At 37.0% G+C, this 560-nt stretch carries 1 protein-coding gene; it reads left to right on the top strand.

The window, feature by feature from the left end:
• Positions 1-94: 94 nt before the first annotated feature.
• Positions 95-560, top strand: a 466-nt coding sequence (locus AC1DTM_RS31045; RefSeq protein ID WP_477001768.1) for an NAD(P)-dependent oxidoreductase, incomplete at its 3' end; no start/stop codon positions are given.

Here is a 560-nt window from a genome sequence, read left to right as displayed (position 1 = left end):
CCTTTATACTCGAACTTATTTACGAAAAAGAGAGACATTGCGAAAGTTATTATAAATCGCGGGAAATATATTGTGTAAATAGGAGGAAAGCGATATGAAAAAGATTGGTTTTATCGGTTTAGGTAACATGGGTCTTCCAATGTCTAAAAATTTAGTTAAATCGGGCTACACAGTATATGGAGTGGACTTGAATAAAGAGGCTGAAGCTTCCTTTGAAAAAGAAGGAGGAATTATCGGCTTATCAATCTCAAAACTAGCAGAGACATGCGATGTGATTTTTACAAGTTTACCTTCACCTCGTGCTGTGGAAGCGGTATATTTTGGGGAAGAAGGATTATTTGAAAATAGCCACTCGAATGTAGCTTTAATTGATACAAGTACAGTATCTCCACAATTAAACAAACAATTAGAGGAATCGGCGAAGGAAAAGAAAGTAGACTTTTTAGCAGCACCTGTTAGTGGCGGGGTAATTGGTGCAGAAAACCGTACATTAACGTTTATGGTTGGTGGATCGAAAGAAGTATATGAAAAAACTGAATCTGTCATGGAAGTACTTGGAG

Source organism: Bacillus sp. P4_D3 (assembly GCF_056401855.1).
This window is presented reverse-complemented; position numbering and strand designations above follow the sequence as displayed.